Source organism: Paenarthrobacter sp. JL.01a, assembly GCF_025452095.1.
Taxonomy (GTDB): domain Bacteria; phylum Actinomycetota; class Actinomycetes; order Actinomycetales; family Micrococcaceae; genus Arthrobacter.
Genome location: NZ_CP104877.1, coordinates 2,940,618 through 2,963,130, shown reverse-complemented (window position 1 = coordinate 2,963,130; position 22,513 = coordinate 2,940,618). Strand labels below are relative to the sequence as shown.

Genomic DNA, 22,513 nt, shown 5'->3' with positions numbered 1-22,513 from the left:
CCTACGAGCGCTCGCCCGCGCGGAGAGGCGTCACGTTGACCACACTGATGGCCGCCGTTGACGTATCGTCGTGTTCAACGGCGGCTTCATCGCGGTCCGTCGGTGCCGAATCCTTCGGCTTCGCCGGAGCATCGGCGTCCGTCGAAGGTTCCGCAGAAGGCTCAGCGGCAGGTATCGCTGCCACCGAAACGGCGGGACCGGCGTCGGGAATTGGTACCACGCTCACCGCAGGCCGGTTCTCGACGGCGGTTGCGGCCTGATGCTCTGCACGCTCCTTCATTGCCGCTTCGGCTTCTTCGTCGCGGCGCGCCTGCTCCTCGATGTCATTGGCCAGGGCCTGAAGCATGGATTCGGCCTCCGCCGTCATGCTCTGGTGTCCGGCTGCCATGGCCTTGACCAAGTACTGGGCCAACGCGAATTCTGCCAGCAGTGCTGCGCGCCGAAGCAAATGGGTGTCCGGGGTGTCCCGTCGGGCCTCGGTGTAATGGGCGAGTACTGACTCCACGAAGGACGTTTCGTTGGATGCCACGAGCCAAGCAAAATCGTCGGCCGGATCACCAATACGCAGATCCGTCCAGCCGGTTACAGCGGTCACGGAATCGTCCTGGACCATCAGGTTGTCCTCATGGAGATCGCCATGGACCACCGAGGTATTGAACCGCCACAGGGCTACGTCCTCCAGAGCGTGTTCCCATCGACGCAACAGCGTGGCAGGAATCTTGCCCGTAGTCGCGGCCTGGTCCAGTTCGTTGAGCTTGCGCTGCCGGAACTCGTTGGCCGAGTAGCTGGGAAGGTCGGCATTGGTGACCAGGGTCAGGGGCAGGTCATGGATCGCTGCCAATGCTGCGCCGATTTCCTTGGCCAACGCCGGGCTGCTGGCCGAAAGCTCCTCGATGGACAGCACGGATCCCTGAAGGTGGGCATACACGAAGGTCGTGAGCGCGCCTTGCCGCACGGTGCCGGCGATCGTGGGCACATGGAAGGGCAATTCAGCACGGATGGCTGGAGCGAAGGCGCGGAGCACCATGAACTCGGTCTCCAGCCGCGTGCTCGCTTCAGGATGGCGCGGCGAACGGACGCGCCAGCGTTTACCTTCCCCGTCAAGCAGCGACGCGGAATCGAAGTCGGCGTCGTCGTCGGGGGAATAGGCTGTAGCCGTCGGCGCCAAACCAGGCACCGCCGCAGTTGCTATAGCGGCCAGTTCGAGCGGTGTTCTTCTCACCACTCCACGGTAGATTGAGTGCGGCCTGTGGCCATGATGCAGTGCGGCGAGTCTCCAGATCTGCAGCAAATCCGCAGTGGAAGAGAGCAAAACGGGCCCGTGCCCGGCCTCCGCGTCCTGCTGTCCACAAGCGGGGATTCTTCCAAATGTTTTTTGTCGGTGCGAGTCAGTACGGTAGATACATGAGTCATACCGAGTCGCCGGCGCTTGCCAACCACCTGATGGACACAGTTCTTCCCGTCCGCCCTGCCATGGTGGATCGCGGTTCGGTTGTCCGCATGAAGCCGGGCATGGTGGAAGACGCCATCGCCTCCGGCACGGCCAAAGCCATGGTGATTTCCCAGCGCAAGGCGTTGGTCACTGCCGAAGGTCTCTGGTTCGGCGACGCCACCGCCCTTTGGGCGGCCCTGAAGCAGTCCGACGCCGGGGCTGCCGCCATCTACCTGGGGACCACCCTGGCGTCCTCGACGTTGCCGGAAGGCACCCAAGTCCTGCTGTTCACCACCGCCGAACCGCCTGCCGCTGGCACAGCCACGATCCCTTCCGATGTCCAGTGGGCCGGTTTCCGGGAGGTCGCTGCCAGCCTGGACGCCATGGACACCGCGTTGTATATCGAAGCCAGCGCCATCTCCAACTGGCATGCCACCCACACGCACTGTCCGCAGTGCGGGAGTCCCACCGACGTCGAAGCGGGCGGCTGGGTCCGGCGCTGCCCCCGGGACAACTCGGAGCATTACCCGCGGACCGATCCCGCGATCATCGTCACCGTCGTTGGCCCGGATGGCCGTCTGCTCTTGGGTGGCGGGGGACCGGTTGATGCCAGGAACTACTCCACCCTGGCCGGATTCGTTGAGCCCGGTGAGTCACTGGAACAAGCGGTGGTCCGGGAAATCGGGGAAGAAGTGGGTGTGCGCGTCACGGCCTGCCAGTACCTGGGCTCCCAGTCGTGGCCATTTCCTGCCTCGCTCATGTTGGGATTCACCGCCACTACGGACGACACCGTTGCCAGGCCCGACGGCGTGGAAGTGACCCGCGCGCGGTGGTTCAGCCGGGATGAGCTGCAGGAAGCCGTGCTCAGTGGCGAAATCACTATTTCCACCCGGCTTTCGATTGCCCGTTCTTTGATCGAGCATTGGTACGGCGGCGTCATCGAAGACCTCCAGCCGTGACGGAGGGGTTATTCAACAACGAGGGCTCGCTTGAGGAGCGCATCCTCGGCGGCCTGGATGACGAGCAACGCGAGGTGGCCAGCACCCTGACGGGTCCCATGTGCGTCTTGGCCGGCGCTGGTACTGGAAAGACCCGTGCCATCACCCATCGCATCGCCTATGGGGTCCATTCCGGGGTCTACAGCCCCCAGCGCTTGCTTGCCGTGACGTTCACCGCCCGGGCTGCTGCCGAGATGCGCAGCAGGCTCCGTGATCTGGGGGTACCGAACGTGCAGGCGCGTACGTTCCATGCCGCGGCCCTGCGCCAGTTGCAGTTTTTCTGGCCCCAGGCCATCGGCGGTACGCTTCCGAATCTGTTGGACCACAAGGCCAACATGATCGCTGAGGCGTCACGCAGGCTCCGCCTCAGTACGGACCGTGCCTCCATCAGGGACTTGGCGGCGGAGATCGAGTGGGCCAAGGTGTCCATGCTGACGCCCGCCAATTACCTTGAGAACGCCCAGGGTCGCGGGACGCCCGGGGGATTCGACCTTACCGCTGTTTCAAGGGTGTTCCAGGCCTATGAGGACATCAAGACAGACCGCAACGTCATCGACTTCGAGGACGTCTTGCTCATCACCGTGGGGATTCTCCAGGAAGACCCGAAAGTGGCGGCCACTGTTCGTGAGCAGTACCGGCACTTCGTGGTGGACGAGTACCAGGACGTTTCGCCCCTTCAGCAACGGCTCCTGCATCTGTGGCTCGGTGGCCGCGATGAACTGTGCGTCGTGGGGGATGCGAGCCAGACCATCTACTCTTTCACTGGTGCTTCTCCACAGCACCTGCTGGGTTTCAAAGCCCAATACCCTGCAGCCAACGTCGTCAAACTCGTCCGCGATTACCGGTCCACGCCACAAGTGGTGAAGCTGGCCAACCACCTTCTGGGATCCAGGCGAAGCGGCGGACCCGTTGCCGATGCTGCGTGGGCACCGCCCCTCAAGCTTGTGGCCCAACGTCCCTCCGGTCCCGAGCCGCGGTTCATGGAATGCCCTGATGACGAAGCCGAGGCCGCTGTTGTGGCGGGCCGTATCCAGGAGCTGCTAGACGCCGGCGTCCAGGCGAGCGAGATCGCGATCCTCTTCCGCACCAACGGTCAGTCCGAGGCCTATGAACAGGCGCTGGCCTCAGCCGGCATCGGCTACCAGCTCCGCGGCGGAGAGCGGTTCTTCGCCCGCAAGGAAGTCCGTGACGCCATCCTGCAACTTCGCGCGGCCACCCGGGCCGTGGCGGAGGGACCACAGGAGCCCCTGGGACAAATCGTCCGGGACATCGTCGCCTCCTTGGGCTACACCGATGCTGCCCCGCACAACGGGGGAGCGCTGCGCGAGCGGTGGGAATCGTTGGCAGCACTGGTCGCCCTCGCCGATGAGCTGTCCGTCAGCCGCGGTGAGTCCTTCACGTTGGCGGAGTTCGTCAACGAGCTCCAGGAACGGTCGGTGGCCCAACATGCCCCCACGGTCCAGGGAGTCACACTTGCTTCCCTGCACTCAGCAAAGGGCCTGGAATGGGACGCGGTGTTCCTGGTAGGCCTCAGCGAAGGCCTGATGCCGATCTCCTTTGCGGATTCACCGGAAGACGTGGACGAGGAACGCCGGCTCCTCTACGTAGGCATTACCCGGGCGCGTGAACATCTGAGCCTGTCCTGGTCCACCGCTCGCACGCCTGGCGGGAGAGCCAACCGTAAGCCCTCTCGGTTCCTTGACGGGCTTCGCCCCGACTCCGTGGCGTCGGCAAACGCGCGCAGCGCGTCCGGTCCGACGCGACGCAAAGCTGCAGCACCGGCGTCGTGCAGGGTGTGCGGCAGCATGCTCGTCACCGGCGCCGAGCGGAAGGTGGGCCGCTGCAACCAGTGCCCTCCCTCCTACGAGGAACAGACCTTCGACGCCCTGCGGCAGTGGCGCAAAGAGGAAGCAAAGTCAGCCGACGTCCCGGCCTACGTGGTGTTTACTGACGCGACCCTGACGGCGATCGCCGAAGCCAAGCCCACCTCCCTTGAGGAATTGGCGGGCTTGGCCGGTATTGGCCCGTCCAAGCTTGAGCGCTACGGGGAGGCTGTTTTGGCGGTCCTGGCAGAAAGCGCTGTTCTCTGATGGCCGGCGCCCGGGCGGGGGAGAGCGGCGTACCCCAGGTTACGCACGACGGCGCTCCGGTGGTTGTGCGCCGATCTTCCCGGCGACGTCGAACTGTCGCCGCTTTTTGGGAAGACGGTAACGCGGTGGTGGCTATTCCCGCGAGCTTCACTGCGTCGCAGGAACGCGAATGGGTCCGCCGCATGCTCGCGAAACTCAAGAAACAGGCAGAGCAGGGATCAGGCAGGAGCAAGCGCCGTCCGGCCACCGATGAGGTGCTTGCTGAACATGCCGCGCATCTTTCCCGCACCTACCTCGGTGGACGGGCAGTTCCCACCTCAGTCCGCTGGGTTGGCAACCAGAACTCACGCTGGGGCTCGGCGACGCCCGCCGACGGCAGCATCAGGCTTTCCGACAAGCTCCAGCCCATGCCCCAATGGGTGATCGATTACGTCCTGGTGCATGAACTCGCGCACCTGCTGGTAGCCGGGCACAACGCCCAATTTTGGTCGCTGGTTGCTGCCTACCCCGAGACCGAGCGGGCCAAGGCGTTCCTTGAGGGCGTGGCCTACGCATCCTCAAGGGGACTCTCCGGCGCGCCGGACGACGGTGACTTGGACGCTGACGCGGATCACGCCGGTTAAAGCGCAACGGCCACCGTTCATGGTGGCCGTTGCGCTACTGGCAGTAGTTACTTGTTGGGCGGCTGGGGATCGTTCCCGTCCGGGCCGGAGCTGTCCGTTGAAGATTCCGGACCTTCAGCCTCGCCGGCCTCGTCGTAGCCGCCGTTCAGCAGTTTCTGAAGGGCGTCGTCAACCTCGCTGTCGCTTGCTTCGGCCAGACGCCGACGTTCGGAGAAGCCCTTGGGGTCGTCCAGGTCTTCGGCAGTGGGGAGCAGGTCCGGGTGGTGCCATATGGCATCGCGCCCGGCGATGCCGCGCTCTTCCTTGAGGGTGGCCCACAAGGTGGCAGCCTCCCTGAGCCTGCGCGGGCGCAGTTCCAATCCCACCAAGGAGGAGAAGGCGTGCTCCGCAGGTCCTCCGGTGGCCCGCCGGCGCCGAACGGTCTCGCGCAGGGCCGTTGCCGAGGGCAACACCTTGGCGGTGGCTTCAGCGGTCAGTTCGTCAACCCAGCCCTCCACCAAGGCAAGGGCAGTTTCAAGTTTCTCCAGTGCCGCCGTCTGGACCGGAGTGCGTTCCGGCGTGAAGACGCCCTGGGACAATGCGGCCTGGATGCCTTCGGGGTTGCTCGGATCGAGGTCGCGGGCCAGGTCCTCAATACGGGACATGTCGATATGGATGCCGCGGGCGTAAGCCTCGATGGCGCCCAGGAGATGGCCGCGCAACCACGGGACCTGCACGAACAAGCGGGCATGCGCGGCTTCACGGACAGCCAGGAACAGCCGTACGTCGTTCTCCGGAAGGCTGAGTCCTTCGCCGAATTTGGCGACGTTGGCCGGCAAAAGCGCCATCTCGAGGTCGGCCAGGGGCACCCCAATGTCAGTGGAGCTGACGACCTCGGCGGACAGGGCTCCAATGGCCTGACCCAACTGCATGCCGAAGATTGCTCCACCCATGTTCTGCAACATCGACGAGGCGCCACCCATCATGGATTTCATTTCCTCGGGCATTTGCTGGGTGAGGGCATTGGACAACGCGTTGGCGATGCTGTTGGCCACCGGTTCGGTGAGGCGCTTCCAGGTCCCCAGCGTTGCTTCGACCCACTCAGCGCGTGACCAGGCACGCCCGATCAGCCCGGTTGCCGAGAGATCGGTGACGGGGTCGAGCCAGAGTTCTGCGAGCCTCAGGGCTTCGTCGATTTCGCGGGCCTGCGTGGCGTTGACTGAAGGGTCGCTGCCGGCCGCCGCAACCCGCCGCGCATTCTCGTGGGCAAGCTGCCAGTTGACGGGGCCCTCGGACGTTGAGCTCATCATGGCCTGAACCTGGGCGAACATCTGCTGCAACAGCTGGGGGTCGTTCGGCAGGCCGGCAGCCTTGGCCAGTTCAGCGGGATCGATGTTGCCCATGCCCTGTCCACCCATGAGGTTCTGCAGCATTTCTGCCAGCGGATCCTTGGGGTTCTCGTCGTCGTTGGACGGGTTGTTAGGGTTGGAAGTCATGGTGCCGCCGATCGTCGAACTGGCTGGTGATCTCTTTCACCGTACCGCGCAGCCGGAACGCTGTCTGCCCGGACGCGGCGTCGTTCGCTGTAGGCAAAGCAGTACAGCAACGCCGCACCGCGTAGTGTTGATGCTTGGTATGTGCTGTCGCCGCCAGCGGAGGCAGCAAGCCACAGAACCGGTCAGCCCATGCCGGAAAAAGAGAGGCCTCAATGCTTACTTCGCCCAGCCCCGAGGGCTCCTTCACCTCGCGCCGGAGCCAGGATCCGCGCCAGACCCCCGACGCCGATCCCTCCCAGCTGCCTCCGGCACCTGCACGCGATGGCCGCTACATGATCATGGTGATCTCGGGCTTGCTGGCACTGGCACTTGGCATCGGGGCGGCAGCGTTGCCTGTTCCTTACGTGATCGAATCCGCCGGTCCCACTTTCAATACCTTGGGCAAGGACGGCGACAAGGCGGTCATCAGCATCTCCGGCCATGAGTCGTTTCCCGCCAAAGGCAACCTGGACCTCACCACAGTGGTCATGACTGGCGGCCCCAAGACTCCCGCCACGATTTTTGATGTTTTCCGTGCATGGCTGGACAACTCGAAGGCGGTTTATCCCGAGGAACTCATCTACCCCAAGGGCACCACCGCCGAGCAGACGGTCCAACAGGGTGAAATCGACATGCAGACATCCCAGGAGAATGCGGTGGCTGCAGCGTTACGGCAACTGGAGATCCCGTTTGAGCAGCGCCTCGATGTCGCTGGCCTGTCCGACCCGTCCCCGTCGGCAGGCAAGATCAAGGAGGGCGACCGCCTGAAGACCATCAATGGCAAGGCCATCACCTCCATGGCAGTGGTGCAGGCGGAACTTGCCGCCGGCGCCGGCGCCCCGGTCGCCGTCGTAGTGGAACGCAACGGCGCCTTGGTAACGGAAACTGTCACCCCCACCAAGAACCAGGCCGACCGCTACGTTCTCGGCGTGTTGTTGTCGAGCGATTTCACTTTTCCTTTCGACGTCAGTATCTCCCTGGATAACGTGGGAGGACCGAGCGCGGGCATGATGTTCGCTCTGGGAATCGTGGACAACCTGACTCCGGGGGATCTCACGGGTGGCAAGCACGTCGCCGGCACGGGCACCATCACCGCGGACGGTGCCGTCGGAGCGATTGGCGGCATTGCCCAGAAGATGATTGGTGCCCGGCAGCATGGGGCCACGATGTTCCTGGCCCCGGCCGCCAATTGTTCAGATGTTGCAGGCCATGTTCCGGATGGTCTCCAGGTGGTCAAAGTTGAAACGTTGGCAGATGCCACCGCCGCAGTGGAGCGGCTGGGGTCCGGTCAGGACACGTCTGGCCTTCCCACCTGCACAAACAACTAGACTGGCGGTGGAACTTAGCTCCACCGCCACTCGTGGCATATATGACGGCCTCCGCCATAGCCCAGCGGCAGAGAATGTCAAGTACTCGCACACCGACTGTTCACTGACACCAATGAGGTACAGAGTTTGTCCCGTCCCGCCAGCACCAACCCGCCCGGAAGATCACCGCTGAGACGAGGTTCCCTGACTCCGACGCTCATCGTCGTGGCCGTGGCCGTCGTCGGGTTCATTTTCTTCGCCAATGTCTGGACTGACGTCCTCTGGTACCAGCAGCTTGGTTTCTTCGAAGTGTATCTTCGGGAAAACCTTGCCAGGATCATCACGTTCCTGGTCGGTTTCGCCATGATGTTCGCCGCCGTCTTCTTCGCCATCAGGATTGCCTACCGGGCACGTCCCGTCTACGCTCCCGATGCCGAGTCCCGGGACAACCTGAACCGCTACCAGGCCCAGCTTGAGCCGGTACGCAGGGTAGTCATGATCGGCTTGCCCATCCTCTTTGGGCTCTTCGCGGGCAGTGCCGCAGCCAGCCAGTGGCAGAAGGCCCTGTTGTTCTTCAACCAGCAGCCCTTCGGCCAATCGGATCCCCTGTTCAACCTCGACATCAGCTTCTACCTGATGTCGTTGCCGTTCCTCGGGTTCGTCACCGGCTTCCTGATCAGCATTACCGTAGTGGCCGGCATCGCAGGCATCCTCACCCATTACCTGTATGGCAGCATCCGCCTCATGGAGCGGGGCATCTTTACCAGCCGTGCAGCGCAGATCCACATCGCGGTCACCGGCGCACTCTTCCTCATCCTGTTGGGCATCAACTTCTGGCTGGACAGGTACACCACCGTCCAGAGCAACTCGGGTCGCTGGGCCGGTGCTCTCTACACGGACGTCAATGCGGTCGTCCCCACCAAGGCGATCCTTGCCGTGGCCGCCGCCTTGGTAGCCATCTTGTTCATTGTTGCCGCGGTGATCGGCCGCTGGCGTTTGCCGGTCATCGGCACCGCGATGCTGGTCATCACGGCCATCCTCGCCGGCGGTGTCTACCCGTGGGTCATCCAGCAGTTCCAGGTGCGTCCCTCGGAGAACACCCTTGAGCGGGAATTCATCAACCGCAACATCAATATGACGCGTTCGGCGTACGGCCTGGACAAGATTGATGTCTCTGCCTACAACGCGACGACGACCGCTACGGCAGGTGCCTTGGCTGCGGATGCGCAGACGGCGGCAAACATCAGGCTTCTGGACCCGAACCTCATCTCTTCTGCGTTTGCCCAGCTTGAGCAATTCCGTCCCTACTACCAGTTCCCCCAGACCCTCAACGTGGACCGCTACACGGTGGACGGCAAGGTCCAGGACACCGTGATCGCTGTCCGCGAGCTGAACCCGGATGGCCTAAGCGCCAACCAGCAGACCTGGGTCAACCGCCACATCGTCTACACACACGGCTATGGTGTGGTGGCTGCGAAGGGCAATAAGTTCACCGCCGACGGCAAGCCGGAGTTCCTCCAGTCCGGTATTCCGTCCAACGGCGTGCTGGGTAACGACACCACCTATGAACCGCGCATCTACTTCGGCGAGAACTCCCCGGAATACTCGATTGTTGGTGCCCCGGATGGTGCGCCCAACCGTGAACAGGATCGCCCTGCAAGCCGTGAAGGCGGGGGAGAAACCCAGTACACCTTCAACGGCAATGGTGGACCGAACGTCGGCAACTGGCTGAACCGGATCCTGTACTCCATCAAGTTCCAGTCCTCGGATCTGCTGCTTTCCGACGGCGTCAATGCTGAGTCCCAGATTCTCTATGACCGGAACCCGCGCGAACGCGTGCAGAAACTTGCGCCGTACCTGACGGTCGATGGCAATGCCTATCCGGCAGTGGTTGACGGTCGCGTGAAGTGGATCGTCGACGGGTACACCACCAGCCAGTACTTCCCGTACTCCCAGCCACAGCAGCTGCAGAATGCCACAGCCGATTCCCAGACCAGTGCAGGGCGGACAGTGGCCCTGCCGAACAGCTCCGTGAACTACATCAGGAACTCGGTGAAGGCCACGGTTGACGCTTACGACGGTTCGGTAAACCTTTACGCCTGGGACGACCAGGACCCCATCCTGAAGGCGTGGCAGAAGGTCTTCCCGACCACCATCAAGCCCTACTCCGAAATGTCGGGCGATCTGATGAGCCACGTCCGGTACCCGGAGGATCTGTTCAAGGTCCAGCGTGAGTTGCTTGGCCGCTACCACGTGACGGATCCGGACAGCTTCTACCAGAACAACGACGCCTGGAGCGTTCCCAACGACCCCACCGTCTCCGAGGCCGTGAAGCAGCCGCCGTTCTACATGTCGCTGCAAATGCCGGATCAGGAGAAGCCCGCCTTCCAGCTGACGTCCTCGTTCATTCCGCAAACCGTGAACGGTAATGCCAGGAACATCCTCTATGGCTTCCTCGCGGCAGATTCCGACGCCGGCAACGTCAAGGGAGTGAAGGCGGACAGCTACGGAAAACTGCGGCTCCTTCAACTCCCGACCGATACCCAGGTTCCTGGTCCCGGCCAGGCCCAGAACAAGTTCAACTCCGACCCCACGGTTTCGCAGGCGTTGAACCTCCTGCGCCAGGGTGCCTCGGACGTCCTGAACGGCAACCTGCTTACCCTGCCTGTTGGTGGCGGTCTGTTGTACGTCCAGCCGGTCTACCTGAAGTCGACCGGTGAGACGTCGTACCCCACTCTGCAGCGCGTCCTTGTAGCTTTTGGTGACAAGATCGGCTTCGCGCCGACCCTTGACGCGGCCCTGGACCAACTGTTCGGCGGCAACTCGGGAGCGACCGCGGGGGACTCGGCCAACAACGGCCAGACGCCCACTACGCCTCCGGGAACGACTACCCCGCCTGCGGGTCCGACCGATGCCAAGGCCGACCTCAAGGCGGCCCTGGACGCGGCCAATAAGGCCATCGTGGATGGGCAGGCAGCACTCGCCAAGGGTGACTTCGCCGGGTACGGCGACCAGCAGAGCAAGTTGTCCGATGCCCTGAAGAAGGCGTTGGATGCTGAGGCCCGCTTGGGGACAACCTCGACGCCGACCACCTCTCCGAGCGCGACGCCGACGCCCTCGCCGAGCCGCTAGAGGTCTGCGCCTGACTGAAGGCCGGCACCCGCTCCAATGGGAGCAAGGTGCCGGCCTTTTGCATGGGGGAGATGCACATCACGTTGCCAGGATTTGGTCTGTCATTCACCGGACGGTAATGTTGTTCTTGCGACGCGGGGTGGAGCAGTTCGGTAGCTCGCTGGGCTCATAACCCAGAGGTCACAGGTTCAAATCCTGTCCCCGCAACTGGAGAAAAGGTCCGGATCAGTAATTTCTGATCCGGACCTTTTGTTTTCCCCGGATGTATCCCTCTATCACGTCCCGCCCGGTTGGCGGTGTCGCTCTATCACGTCCCGCCCGGTTGGCGGTGTCGCTCTCTCACGTCCCGCCTGGTTGGCGGCGTCGCTCTCTCACGTCCCGCCTGGTTGGCGGCGTCGCTCTCTCACGTCCCGCCTGGTTGGCGGCGTCGCTCTCTCACGTCCCGCCTGCTTGGGCGCGTCGCTCTCTCACGTCCCGCACCCAGAGCGGCCTGCTGTGATCTCCGGCACCTTGGGCCCCGTATGGTCGGGGCCATCCCCGCGCGTGCGGTACAGTTGATTCTGCGACGCGGGGTGGAGCAGTTCGGTAGCTCGCTGGGCTCATAACCCAGAGGTCACAGGTTCAAATCCTGTCCCCGCAACTGGAGAAAAGATCCGGATCAGTAAAACTGGTCCGGATCTTTTGCTTAACCTGTAACTCTTTTGCTTGGCCTGTAACGGAAAATGTCGCCGGAGCAGCGGTGCTAGCATCTATTCCGAATTCGCTGACGCAGGAAGATTCCGATGGGACGGCCCAATGGTCAATGACGACACCACTCAAAGCCCGGACCGCCATGTCCTCCAGCGGGACAGTCCAATAGCGGTTTATCAGCAAGTGGCCGACGTACTGACGGACTTGGTGAGCCGCCTGGAACCGGGCTCCCGCATTCCCACCGAGGAAGCCCTCATGGATGACTACGGCATCAGCCGAACGACAGTGAGGAAGGCCATCGAGACCCTTGTAGGGAAGGGGCTGTTGGTGCGCAGGCAGGGCAAAGGCACATTTGTGATGGCGCAGCGTCCCGTGAAGATGCTGAACCGCTTGGCCCCGTTCATGGAGACGTTTACTGCGGCTGGAATGAAGACCGTCAAGGGCCTCATTGAATACAAATGGATGGAAAAGGACAAGACGGTTCCGGCCAAGCTGGTTTCGGATGACAACCTTGTGCTGGTGATCCGGCGTTCTTACTCCAGCGCCGGCTGGCCTTACGCCATCGCGGAGATCTTCATCCCCTCGCACATAGGACGCCATATCAGCCTGGCTGACGCTGAGCGGAACTCCATCTACCAGGTCATCCAGGACCGGACCCTGAAGCCCCTGCACCGTGCCGAAATTACCGTCACCATGCACGCGCCTCCCGAGCACCTGGCCGACGCCCTGAACGTCCGTGCATTCGCCATGGTGCCCCGCCTGGAACGCACCACTCTGGGCCCACATGGGGAGGTCCTTGAGTGCACAGTGACCTATTTCCACCCGAAGGGATTCGAGATCCGCGCAGAAGTGGCAACCGATGCCAGCCCGGGGGAGGAAGCCCAACAGAACGGCGCGGGGCAGATGGCGAGAACTTAGAGAAGAAGTGGGCAGGATCCGATTGGATCCTGCCCACTTCCGTTGGCGGCATGCAGGGCCTGAACCCTGAAGCCGTTGTTAGAGCTTGTCGAAGTCTGCTTCGTCGACGGTCGCTTCGGATGAAGCCGGGGCACCTGCGCCGATGGCAGGCTTGGAGCCACCGGACTTCAGGGCTGCAAGGCGGGCCTCAATCTCCGTCTGCTCACCGAGGTCTTCCAATTGGTTGAACTGGGCGTCGAGGCTGGAAGCAGCCAACTCCTGCTGGCCGAGCACCTTGGCCTCTTCGCGACGGATCTTCTCTTCAAAACGGCCCACTTCGCTGGTGGGATCCATGATGTCGATGCTCTTTAGGGCGTCGTGGACCTGGGACTGTGCTGCAGCCGTCTTGGAACGTGCCACCAGTTCGTTGCGCTTGGCCGTCAGCTGGTTGAGCTTGTTCTTCATCTGGTCGAGGCCGGCCTTGAGCTTTTCCACGACCTCCGTCTGGGAGGCGATGCTCGGCTCCGCAGTACGGGCTTCGGACTCGGCGGTCATCTGGCGCTGAATGGCAACCTTGGCCAGGTTGTCGAACTTCTGCGCATCAGCGGCATCGCCGGCCGCGCGGTACTCATCGGCCTTCCTGGACGCCGCGAGGGCCTTGTTGCCCCAGTCCTGGGCGTTCTTGATGTCCTCGTTGTAATCAGCCTGCAGCATGCGAAGGTTGCCAATGGTCTGTGCAACGGCGGACTCGGCCTCGGCAATGTTGTTCGTGTAGTCGCGGACCATCTGGTCCAGCATTTTCTGCGGGTCCTCTGCCTGGTCAAGCAAGGCGTTGATGTTGGCCTTTGCCAGCTGTGAGATCCGACCGAAAATGGACTGCTTAACCATGGTGTTGCCTTTCGTCCTGCTCAGTGATGCTCACTGAAATCAGTGATCAGTTGTTGTACCGCTTCTTCGCGGGGCACGGACCCCGCTTAGTTTTTAGAGCCTAGAAGTCGCCACCGCCGCCGCCATCGCCACCCCAGCCGCCGCCGTCGAATCCGCCGCCGGAGTCGCCTCCGCCTCCGAAGAAACCGCCGTCACCGCCGCCGTCGTTGTGGCCTCCGCCCCAGCCGCCTCCACCGCCATTGAGGATGGAGTTGATGAGAATTCCGCCGAGGATGGCGCCGCCGAGGCCGCCGCCACCACCTCCGCCGCCAAACATGCCGCCGCGGCCGTAGCCTTGGTTGGCATAGCCGAACTGGTCGACATCGGACTGCGCAAGTTGGGCTGCCTGTGCCGCCAGGGAGTGTGCCTGCTGGGCGTAGGTCAGAGCCGTGACGGGGTCGTTGCGGGAGATCGACAGGGCATAGTCCAGATTGCGCTGGGCTTCGGCCAGCCTGGTGCGGGCGTCGGTGCCGACGCCGCCGCGGCGTGCCGTGATGTAGTCGGACGTGGCGCTGATCTGGGCCTGCGCAGCCATGATGGTTTGCTGCAGCGAAGCCTGGGCGCGACGGGCCTGTTCCTGCTGGTCGCGGATGCCGGACAGCGACTGGTCGAGCGCCTGGTGGGCGGACTCGACCCGGCTCAGGGTGGCGATGGGATCGATTTTTCCGCTCTGGATTTCGTTCTTCACCTGCCCCAGGGCGGCTTCCACTCCGGCCACCGGACCGGCAAGTTCGGGGTGCTGCCCGGACTGGATCATGGCCCGTGCCTGGGCGAGATCCTGGCTGGTTTCGGCGACAGCGCCGTCGAGAGCGGTGCGCGCCTCATCCAGGCTGCCCGCCGTCTTGGAGATCGCCTCCATCAGGATGTTGGTCTGGTGCAGGCTTTCTTCCGCCGCGCGAACGGCCACAGCGGCCATGCTGTTCTCGCCGGAGCTGAGCTTTTCCTGTGCAGTGGCTGCTGCGTTCCGTACAAAGGCGAGGCGTTCCTTCGCCTGCAGAATGTTGTCGGAGACCTGGGTCAACGCCGACTCGGCGTATTTGGCACGCAGACCTTCAAGTGATTGCTCCGCGCTTGCGATTTTGGCGTCAGCTTCCTGGGCCCCCGTGGCCACTGCAGAGAGAGCCTGTGGGGCGTTCTTCTCCAATTCGCGCAGGGAATCGAAATCCGCCTTTTGATCGCGCAGTGAAGTGAGTGCGGCTTCGGAGCGGCGGATGATCTCGCCGAGCCAGCTGCGCTGCTGTTCTTCCGTATCCGGAATATGGTCATCGAGCTGTTGCTGCAGCTTGAAGGACTCGGTCATGTGACCCTTGGCCTCTTCCAAGGCCTTGGTGAAGTTACCGACCGCCGCATCGCCGTATTGCGCCTGCGCAAAACCCAGTTCCTGTTCGCTGGACCTGATGGCGTCATCGGCTTCTATCAGCAGGGATCCGCTCTTCTGCCGCAGTTCGGGAATGCTCATCCCTGCGAGGGGGTCCAGTTGTTCGCCCTGCGGCCCGTAGCCGGCACTGACTTCCTTGGTACCGGCCTTTTTGCGCCGGTTCCGGAGGTAGAGGTAGGTGCCCGCACCGCCGGCCGCTACGACGCCAACGCCAACCAGAACGCCTACGCCGGCACTGCCGTTGGGAACAGTTCCGCTGCCGCCGCCAGCGGCATCGCCAATGGCTGCAGCTGCGTCAATGGCAGCTTGGGCGTAGTTGCCTGCCCGGAGTTGGGGATCGATGGCCTTGCTGGTGATGTTGTCCCGTTGGGCGTTGGTGATCTTGCTGTTGGTGGGCTTGCTCAGCTGGTACTGCCGCGTTTCCGTCGCAACGGCCAGGACGAGTGCGTTTGAACCCAGTTGCGCCTTCTCGGCTACGTCCTGGGTCCATTGAACGCGATCGGTCGGGTTCTCGAACCGCTTGACGAAGACAGCGTGCAAGGTCATCGCATGGTCCTTGCCGAGCTTCTGGATGGCCTCTTCGACTTTGGCCTTGTCGCCGCCAAGAACGCCCGCGGAGTCCACGATTTTTGTGGTGGGGTCGAGTGTCACGGGGCTCTCCGCCCAAGCCGCGCCGGCCGGGAGGGCCAACATTCCAGCCACGCCAATGACAGCGAGTACGCGTTTAACTATTGACCGCATGTGCAACCCTTCAGCACGTCTGCGACTGGAACAAGGCGTACCAATCGTCACAGAATGCTCAGCGCCCCCACGCATGGTGTAAAGCCGCAGGTCGCTGTGGCAATTCCTCTTGATTCTATGGTGCACCCCAAGGCCCGTCCACAGGGGTGAATATGCCACCAGCGAAATATAGGAGAAACATCGTTTGTTGTGTCGTTGAGGGGTTCCGGGCCGACGTTATGTGCCGCGCTTAAAGCTTTCAGGAAGCTCCCAGCGAACGTCCGATTTTGTTCCAGTTACTGGGTACATAGTTAGTAAGGACGAGGACGAAAGGAAGACCCATGACGGAGAACCCAGCGCAGGGCAGTGCACCGGAAAACCGGGAGCCATCCCAGCCCCATGCGACATCCGGCCAGCACAACGATGCCTCCCGGCACAGCGACGACTCACAGCAGCCGCAGCAGCCCGCCTGGAACTCAGGTCAGAAGCAGGGCGACGAAACTGCGGCGCAGCCGGTTGCGCCGTCGCAACCCACCACGCCCCTGCCGGCTTACCAGCCACAAGCCCAGACACAGCCACAGGCCCAGACCCCGGGACAATCACAGCCCCAGCCGTCCTACTACGGCAACCAGCAGCACGACCCGGCCCAGCGCCCCGGCTACCCGCAGCACCAGCCTTTCTACGGCGGCGCCGCGAATCCGTCAGGCAACAACCCCGGCTCCCAGTTCCACTCGAATCAGAGCCAGCACGCTCCGGGAGTGCAGACTGGCAGCCATTCGACAGTAGCCACCAAGCGCAAGCCCGCCTTTGGCGTGGGCACCCTGGTGGCCAGCATGCTCGCGGCAGGCCTGATTGGCGGCGGAGTCGTGGCCGGCAGCAACGCGTTGTGGGATCACCCGGCACCCGCGGCTTCCACCGGCGGCCAGTCGAGCACCGTCATCGTGAACAACAAGGACGATGTCAACGTCATCACGGCGGCGGCAGCGAAGGCCTCGCCCAGCGTGGTGACCATCAAAGCGACCAGCGGCAACGAGGGCGGCACGGGCTCGGGCATCATCCTGGATGACCAGGGCCACATCCTGACCAACACCCACGTGGTGACCTTGGACGGAGCTACGTCCAGTGCCGCCATCGAGGTCCGTACCAATGACGGCAAAGTCCTGAAGGCAACGGTTGTGGGAACAGATCCGTTGTCCGACCTCGCTGTCATCAAGGTCAGCGATGCTTCGGGCTTGGTGCCTGCCACCTTGGGCGACTCCTCCAAGATCAACGTGGGGGACACCGCCGTCGCCATCGGTTCACCGCTGGGCTTGACCGGTACGGTCACTGACGGCATCGTCTCCACGCTGAACCGGACCATCAGCGTGGCGTCGTCGGCAGCCCCCAAGGAGGGCACGGACAACTCCCAGGGAGGCGGCCAGGGCTTCGAGTTCGCGCCCCCGAACGGTGGCCAGAACCAGCGCTCAGCCAATGAAGGCTCCATTGCCATCAATGTCATCCAGACTGACGCGGCCATCAACCCAGGTAACTCGGGCGGTGCCTTGGTCAACAGCAGGGGCGAGATCATCGGAGTCAACGTCGCCATTGCCTCCGCAGGGAGCGGTTCCTCCGATTCCTCAAGCGGCAACATCGGCGTGGGCTTCAGCATCCCGATCAACCACGCCAAGCGTGTGGCGCAGGAGATCATCGATTCCGGCAAGGCCAGCCACGGGCAGTTCGGCGTTTCGGTGCGGGCGAAGTCCGGCACCAGCAGTGACTCCGGATTCTCGGTAGGGGCCGAGGTCGCCTCGGTGACCTCAGGTTCTGCCGCAGCCAAGGCCGGCATCAAGGTGGGCGATGTCGTCACCAAGTTCGGTGACTACGCCGTCAGCGATCCCAACCAGCTGACCGCAGCGGTCCGGGAGCAGCCGGCAGGCGCCAAGGTGAAGGTGACCATCCAGCGCGGCGGCCAGAACCAGGAAATCGAGGTAACCCTCGACGCCGCCCAGCAGTAGCGCCCACGGGATAAACCACGACGGCGGCCGTCACCTCAACAGGTGAGGGCCGCCGTCGTGCCGTCCCCGGCTTGGTTCGCGGAAGCGCAACAGGGGTTAACGCTGGGAGTGGTTTTCTGCGGGCAATATGCTTAGCTAGGACGAGCCCACGCGCTGGGCAATTCACGGCCACGCTGTTGCGGTTGGCCGTCCACAAGCATGGAAGGCTGCTTCGAAGACAGTGGAAGAGACATTGAAGATTGTCGTTCTGGTCAAGCACGTCCCGGACGCGCAGTTCGACCGGCACATCACGGGCCCTGCCAACACATCCGATCGTGACGAAAGCATCTTGTCCGAACTGGACGAGTATGCCCTCGAGGCGGCGCTGCAGCTGGCCGAGGAACGCGGCGGCCCGAAGGCGGGCAACGAGGTTATCGCCCTGAGTATGGGACCGTCCGGGGCCGTCAACGCGGTCAAGAAGTCGCTGCAGATCGGCGCATACTCGGGATTCCACCTCAGCGATGACGCTTTGGCTGGCTCCGATGCTGCCGCTACTTCGCTGGCGCTCGCCGCCGCGATCCGGCACATTTCCGCCGATGGCCGCCCCGTGGACCTGGTCCTGACGGGCATGGCGTCCACCGATGGTGAGACGTCGCTGATCCCGGCCCAGCTGGCCGAGCGCTTGTCGCTCCCGCAGGTGACCTTTGCTTCCAGCCTCGAGGTGGCCGGTGGCCAGGTGACGGCACGTCGCGACGCAGGCCCGTACTCGGAGACTGTGGAGGCGCCGCTTCCTGCCGTTGTCTCGGTGACCGACCAGATCAACGAGCCGCGCTATCCCAACTTCAAGGGAATCCTGGCAGCGAAAAAGAAGAAGATCACGCCCCTAACACTGTCCGACATCGGGCTGGATGCCTCGCAGGTGGGCTTGGCCGGGTCATGGACCGTCGTGGAGTCCGCTGAAGCGCGGCCGCCGCGCACTGCCGGCACCATCATTACCGACGAAGGCGACGCCGGCATCAAGCTGGTCGACTTCCTTGCCGCCCAGAAGCTGCTCTAAAGGGGACCCCAACCATGGCAAATGCACTTGTTTTCATTGATAACCCGGGCGCCGCTCTGAAGAAGAGCAGCCTGGAGCTTCTCACCATCGCCCGCTCACTGGGGGAGACCGCCGTCGCTTTCACAGGTGAGTTGAACGACGACGTCGCCGCCACCCTCGGTGCCTACGGCGCCACGACGGTCTACCGTCCGTCGACGGATGACCTCGAGAACTACCTGGTGGGCCCGAAAGCCGCCTACTTGGCTGCCGCTGCAGCAGAGTCCGGAGCCACGACAGTCCTGCTCGACAACTCGCCTGAGGGCAAGGAGATCGCGGGCAGGCTTGGCATCAAGCTGAACGCCGGCGTCATCACCGACGTCGTAGGCGTGGAGCCGGACGGCACCGCACACAAGTCGGTTCTGGCCGGCTCCTACAACACCTCGGCGAAGGCCACGACTCCTGTGACCGTCCTCTCGGTCAAGGCGAACAATGTCGAGCCCGCACCGGCCGGTGAGGCTTCTGTTCCTGCAATCACCACGGTCGACGTTCCGGCTGACGCTGTTGCTGGTTCGGCCCGGATTTCGGCACGTGCCGAGAAGCCGGTGAGCGGTAGGCCGGACCTTAGCGAAGCCAGGATCGTTGTGGCCGGTGGCCGCGGCGTCGATGGTGACTTTGGTCCTTTGGAAGAGCTTGCCGATGCCCTCGGTGCTGCGGTGGGTGCCTCCCGTGCCGCCACCGACGCCGGCTGGATCGGCCACGACGCGCAGGTCGGCCAGACCGGTGTCACCGTCTCGCCGCAGCTGTACATCTCCGCTGGTATCTCCGGAGCCATCCAGCAAAAGGCCGGCATGCAGACGTCCAAGGTGATCGTCGCCGTCAACAAGGACGCTGAATCGCCGGTGTTCGAGATCGCTGACTACGGCATTATCGGTGACCTGTTCAAGGTCATCCCGCAGGCCACAGCCGAAATCAAGAAGCGGAAAGGCTGATCTCCTTGCCTACTGGCGTTTCGTCAGCAAAGAGCCCGTTCGATGCCTCCACGGAGCGCGTCGAGCGGGTGCTTTGTTTTACTGCCCACCCGGATGACATCGACTTCGGTGCGGCGGGGACCATCGCGGCGTGGACCGCGGCCGGCGTCCAGGTCAGCTACTGCATCATGACCGACGGCGATGCCGGCGGCTTTGACCCCGCGGACCGGGCCGGAATCATTGAGCTCCGTGCCCAAGAGCAGCAACGGGCGGCCGCGCTTGTTGGCGTCACTGACATCCATTACCTCCACGAGCGCGACGGGTACCTGGAACCGTCACACGGCGTCATCAAACAGGTGGTGAAACTTATCCGTGAGATCCGCCCGGACATCGTGCTGACGATGCATCCTGAGCGCAATTGGGACCGGCTCCAGAAGAGCCACCCGGACCACCTCGCGGCGGGTGAGGCCGTCACGCGGGCTGTCTATCCTGCCGTGGAGAACCCGTTTGCCTACCCCGAGCTGGCTGAGGCCGGGCTTGGAGCCTACAAGCTGCCGTGGCTGTGGTTCATCTCCAGCCCGGAGGCCAGGGAGAACCACTTCGTGGACGTTTCTGCCCATGTGGATGCCAAGCTCGAGGCTATCCGGGTCCATGCCAGCCAGCACCCCGATGTCGCAGGCATGGAGCGGGTAGTCCGGGGCATGATGCTGGCCAATGGAGAGCGAGGCGGCCTCCCGGAAGGAGCCAGCGCGGAGGCCTTCCATGTGGTTTCCGTGAATGGTTCCAGCACCATCGCCGGCTTCTGACGTTGCCCTCATGTAACGCGTGTCATATGCTTGACCTCGGTTAAATCATATTTATTTGAGGAAGGCAGACTTTGATGGCGAAGACTGCGCAACAACCCGTGCTGGTGATTATGGGAGTCTCCGGCTCAGGAAAGTCCACCGTGGCCGGCGTGCTTGCCGGCAAATTGGGATGGGATCTGGCCGAAGGCGACGATCTGCACCCTGAAGCAAACGTGGCCAAGATGCACTCCGGGCAGGCGCTCACTGACGAGGACCGTTGGCCGTGGCTTGAAATCATCTCCGGCTGGATCCGGGAACACGTCGACGCCGGTGTCCCCGCGATCATCACATGCTCGGCCCTGAAGAAAAAGTACCGTGACGTCCTCCGTGCCGAAGGCGTCGTCTTTGTGTTCCTGCAAGGCAGCAAGGACAAGATCTCGGACCGGCTGGCTTCCCGGCACGGCCATTTCATGCCGCCGTCCCTGCTCGAATCGCAGTTTGAAGCACTCGAGGAACCCACAGAGGACGAGAATTACATTTCCCTCTGTGTTTCCGCTTCACCGGCGGAAGAAGCAGACGAGGTCATTGAACGCCTCGGACTTCGCCCTGTGGCCGGGGACGCCGAAGCAGGCACCCTGTGATCGCCCTGCAGGCGGTTTCGGAAGTCCAGGCCTGGTCCGGACACGACACCCAGCTCCTGGTGGTCGCCGCACTGGGCATTGCCCTGATCGTGGTCCTCATCGCCAAGCTGAAGATCCACCCGTTCCTGGCCCTGGTCCTTGGCTCCGCCTTTGTTGGATTGGCCTCCGGCGTTGAACTGGGCAAAGTCATCACCAACTTCGAAGACGGTGTGGGAGGCGTCCTCAAAGAGGTTGGGCTCCTGATCGCCCTCGGCGCCATGCTGGGAAAGCTGCTTGCGGACTCCGGTGGGGCCAACCGTGTGGTGGACACCCTGCTGGCCAAGGCGAGCGGTAACAAGCTGGTCTGGATGATCACCTTGGTGGCCGTCATTATCGGGTTGCCGATGTTCTTCGAAATCGGTCTCGTGCTGCTGCTCCCGGTCATTGTGCTGGTAACGCAGCGGTCCAAGATGAAGCTCATGAGGATCGCGATCCCGGCGCTGGCCGGCCTCTCCGTGCTCCACGGACTGGTGCCCCCGCACCCGGGACCTTTGATCGCCATCAGTGCAGTCAAGGCCGAACTGGGTACGACGCTCGGTTTGGGCATCCTGGTGGCAATCCCCACTGTCATCATCTGTGGCCCGCTGTTTTCCAGGCTGGCGGCCCGGTGGGTTCCCGTTGACGCCCCCGCCATCGCGGGAGGCATCGACACCCGGCACTCGGCGGACCTCAGCGAGGTCAAGCGTCAACCGTCGTTCGTGGTCACGCTGCTGACCATCATCTTCCCCGTCGTCCTGATGCTTCTGAAAGCCTTGGGCGGCATCATCTGGCCAAACGCCGAAACTGCCCCTGGAATCCGGATCTTCTTCGACTTTGTGGGCCAGCCCCTGGTGGCCATGACGCTCGCCGTCCTGGTGGCCATCGTGACCTTCGGGTACGCGGTGGGTTTCACGGGCAGCAGGATCACGGCCAAGCTCGGTGAAAGCCTCGGCCCGATCGCAGCAATTCTCCTGATCGTGGGTGCCGGCGGCGGTTTCAAGCAGACCCTGATCGGCGCCGGCGTTGGCGACGCGGTGAAGAAATGGGCCGAAGGCGCCAACATGTCCGTCCTCGTGCTGGGCTTCATCGTGGCCGTAGCGCTGCGTTTGGCCACTGGCTCGGCCACGGTCGCAACGGTTACCGCGGCTGGAATTGTTGCGCCCCTGGCCAGCAGCCTCAGCCCGACGCACGCCGCATTGCTGGCGTTGGCCATCGGTGCGGGGTCGTTGTTCCTCTCGCACGTCAACGATGCCGGCTTCTGGCTGGTGAAGGAATTGTTCGGGCTCACTGTGGGGCAGACCTTCAAGACGTGGTCCGTGATGGAGACGCTGATTTCCGTGGTCGGCTTCGGCTTCGTCATGCTCCTGTCGCTCGTGTTGTAGCT

General features: G+C 63.2%; 16 protein-coding genes and 2 tRNA genes. 14 read left to right on the top strand and 4 right to left on the bottom strand.

Going from position 1 to position 22,513, the window contains the following annotated elements:
- Window position 1: 1 nt before the first annotated feature.
- Window positions 2-1,222: a macrolide 2'-phosphotransferase gene (locus N5P29_RS13880; protein WP_262275469.1), complete on the bottom strand. Its 1,221-nt coding sequence runs from the start codon at window positions 1,220-1,222 to the stop codon at window positions 2-4.
- A gap of 182 nt (window positions 1,223-1,404) precedes the next feature.
- Here N5P29_RS13880 and nudC point away from each other — a divergent pair, with 182 nt between their 5' ends.
- Genes nudC through N5P29_RS13865 form a run of 3 tightly spaced genes read left to right on the top strand, consistent with a single transcriptional unit; the run spans window position 1,405 to window position 5,143 of the window.
- Window positions 1,405-2,391 carry an NAD(+) diphosphatase gene (nudC, locus tag N5P29_RS13875; protein WP_262275468.1) on the top strand — a complete coding sequence of 329 codons (987 nt, stop codon included), beginning with the start codon at window positions 1,405-1,407 and terminating at the stop codon, window positions 2,389-2,391.
- On the top strand, window positions 2,388-4,520 hold the full coding sequence (locus tag N5P29_RS13870) for an ATP-dependent DNA helicase UvrD2 (RefSeq protein WP_262275467.1): 2,133 nt from the start codon (window positions 2,388-2,390) through the stop codon (window positions 4,518-4,520). Before nudC ends, N5P29_RS13870 begins: the two co-directional genes overlap by 4 nt.
- Window positions 4,520-5,143 (top strand): M48 metallopeptidase family protein, encoded by a 624-nt coding sequence (locus N5P29_RS13865; RefSeq protein ID WP_262275466.1) that lies wholly within the window; start codon window positions 4,520-4,522, stop codon window positions 5,141-5,143. The genes N5P29_RS13870 and N5P29_RS13865 overlap by 1 nt, the downstream gene beginning before the upstream one ends.
- Before the next feature lie 47 nt (window positions 5,144-5,190).
- Here N5P29_RS13865 and N5P29_RS13860 read toward each other — a convergent pair whose 3' ends face one another.
- A complete protein-coding gene (locus N5P29_RS13860; protein WP_262275465.1) occupies window positions 5,191-6,618 on the bottom strand; it encodes a zinc-dependent metalloprotease in 1,428 nt (475 codons plus the stop codon).
- Between the two features lie 212 nt (window positions 6,619-6,830).
- On the opposite strand from N5P29_RS13860, the gene N5P29_RS13855 reads away from it, so the two are divergent.
- The 5 genes from N5P29_RS13855 (at window position 6,831) to N5P29_RS13835 (ending at window position 12,704) form a co-directional block, all read left to right on the top strand.
- The gene (locus N5P29_RS13855) at window positions 6,831-7,985 is read left to right on the top strand and encodes a YlbL family protein (protein ID WP_262275464.1); all 1,155 of its coding nucleotides are present in this window, start codon (window positions 6,831-6,833) and stop codon (window positions 7,983-7,985) included.
- Window positions 7,986-8,111: 126 nt separating this feature from the next.
- A complete protein-coding gene (locus N5P29_RS13850) occupies window positions 8,112-11,096 on the top strand; it encodes a UPF0182 family membrane protein (RefSeq protein ID WP_262275463.1) in 2,985 nt (994 codons plus the stop codon).
- A gap of 133 nt (window positions 11,097-11,229) precedes the next feature.
- Window positions 11,230-11,303: transfer RNA gene (locus tag N5P29_RS13845), tRNA-Met, on the top strand.
- Window positions 11,304-11,662: 359 nt separating this feature from the next.
- Window positions 11,663-11,736: transfer RNA gene (locus N5P29_RS13840), tRNA-Met, on the top strand.
- 155 nt (window positions 11,737-11,891) lie between these two features.
- Complete coding sequence (locus N5P29_RS13835; RefSeq protein ID WP_262275462.1) at window positions 11,892-12,704, top strand: GntR family transcriptional regulator; 813 nt, start codon at window positions 11,892-11,894, stop codon at window positions 12,702-12,704.
- Between the two features lie 78 nt (window positions 12,705-12,782).
- On the opposite strand, the gene N5P29_RS13830 is transcribed toward N5P29_RS13835, so the two are convergent.
- Both N5P29_RS13830 and N5P29_RS13825 read right to left on the bottom strand, forming a co-directional pair.
- Complete coding sequence (locus N5P29_RS13830; RefSeq protein ID WP_144659754.1) at window positions 12,783-13,571, bottom strand: PspA/IM30 family protein; 789 nt, start codon at window positions 13,569-13,571, stop codon at window positions 12,783-12,785.
- 100 nt (window positions 13,572-13,671) lie between these two features.
- The gene (locus tag N5P29_RS13825; RefSeq protein ID WP_262275461.1) at window positions 13,672-15,729 is read right to left on the bottom strand and encodes a TPM domain-containing protein; all 2,058 of its coding nucleotides are present in this window, start codon (window positions 15,727-15,729) and stop codon (window positions 13,672-13,674) included.
- A gap of 320 nt (window positions 15,730-16,049) precedes the next feature.
- On the opposite strand from N5P29_RS13825, the gene N5P29_RS13820 reads away from it, so the two are divergent.
- From N5P29_RS13820 to N5P29_RS13795, 6 genes are all read left to right on the top strand, one after another.
- Window positions 16,050-17,702 carry a S1C family serine protease gene (locus N5P29_RS13820; RefSeq protein ID WP_262275460.1) on the top strand — a complete coding sequence of 551 codons (1,653 nt, stop codon included), beginning with the start codon at window positions 16,050-16,052 and terminating at the stop codon, window positions 17,700-17,702.
- A gap of 232 nt (window positions 17,703-17,934) precedes the next feature.
- Complete coding sequence (locus N5P29_RS13815) at window positions 17,935-18,738, top strand: electron transfer flavoprotein subunit beta/FixA family protein (RefSeq protein WP_262275459.1); 804 nt, start codon at window positions 17,935-17,937, stop codon at window positions 18,736-18,738.
- Between the two features lie 14 nt (window positions 18,739-18,752).
- The gene (locus tag N5P29_RS13810; protein WP_262275458.1) at window positions 18,753-19,706 is read left to right on the top strand and encodes an electron transfer flavoprotein subunit alpha/FixB family protein; all 954 of its coding nucleotides are present in this window, start codon (window positions 18,753-18,755) and stop codon (window positions 19,704-19,706) included.
- A gap of 5 nt (window positions 19,707-19,711) precedes the next feature.
- Window positions 19,712-20,491, top strand: coding sequence for a PIG-L deacetylase family protein (locus N5P29_RS13805; RefSeq protein ID WP_262275457.1), 780 nt, complete (start codon window positions 19,712-19,714; stop codon window positions 20,489-20,491).
- A gap of 74 nt (window positions 20,492-20,565) precedes the next feature.
- The gene (locus N5P29_RS13800; protein ID WP_144659760.1) at window positions 20,566-21,111 is read left to right on the top strand and encodes a gluconokinase; all 546 of its coding nucleotides are present in this window, start codon (window positions 20,566-20,568) and stop codon (window positions 21,109-21,111) included.
- Window positions 21,108-22,511 carry a GntT/GntP/DsdX family permease gene (locus tag N5P29_RS13795; protein ID WP_262275456.1) on the top strand — a complete coding sequence of 468 codons (1,404 nt, stop codon included), beginning with the start codon at window positions 21,108-21,110 and terminating at the stop codon, window positions 22,509-22,511. The genes N5P29_RS13800 and N5P29_RS13795 overlap by 4 nt, the downstream gene beginning before the upstream one ends.
- Window positions 22,512-22,513 lie beyond the last annotated feature (2 nt).